This is a genomic window from Lacticaseibacillus camelliae DSM 22697 = JCM 13995 (genome assembly GCF_001311195.1).
In the GTDB taxonomy this organism is placed as follows: domain Bacteria; phylum Bacillota; class Bacilli; order Lactobacillales; family Lactobacillaceae; genus Lacticaseibacillus; species Lacticaseibacillus camelliae.
Genome location: NZ_BBAJ01000158.1, coordinates 1 through 796 on the forward strand (window position 1 = coordinate 1; position 796 = coordinate 796).

Below are 796 nucleotides of genomic sequence, written 5' to 3' on the forward strand. Positions count from 1 at the left end.
TTGATAAAAACGGTCTTTTTGACCATGCTAAGTACGCCGCATTAGTTAAAGATGTGACTGGTAAAACTGACTCTTGGTACGCATATTCTCAGCCAGCCGTTAACACGGCGCACCAGTACCAGACTGAAACAGACCAAGCTGATCCTGACAAATGGGTCAACCCAGAATTAGAGCTTGTCGATCCAACTAACGGCTCCTACTTGGACCTTTTTGAAGATAACAAAGACATTGTCAGCTTTGCGGAGCCTGCGGACCAGTTCGCGACGAAAGCAATGGACACTCATAGTTCGGCTCTTTCTGCGACCTATGATGAGAAAACTGGTATTGTTACTTTTGCGGATGGCTCAACGTACGACACACAGACGGACAAGCTGACTTTGCCTAATCCATATTATGGCGATGACGCAAATCAAGCTGCTATCAGCTCGCAGTTGCTAATGGTGGTTTACAAGGATGGGATGAGCACTAAGGAAGCTGGTAAGTATAATCCTGATAATGGGTTGATCGAGTTTTCAGATGGTTCGTACTACATTCCTGATACCGAGACAATTGTCTTCAGTAATGCCAGCATTAATAATGGTGCCGCATATAAAGTTCAGAATTTGAAGACTGGCGAAGCCTTGAGTCGTGCTGGTGTGTACTTTACTTCTGGCAACGGCTGGTTCACTTCGGATAGTTTTGACGTCAACAGTGTGTTGACTTTCTTGCTCAAGGTTCATAAGGCATTCCCAGAGGTTAATCCGGATGTTCAGAAATTGACCGACATGGTAGACAGTTATTATAAGGCCTCAATTTT

General features: G+C 44.6%; 1 protein-coding gene. It reads left to right on the forward strand.

The window, feature by feature from the left end:
• On the forward strand, positions 1-796 hold a 796-nt coding region (locus JCM13995_RS15130), incomplete at both ends, for a hypothetical protein (RefSeq protein WP_162230978.1).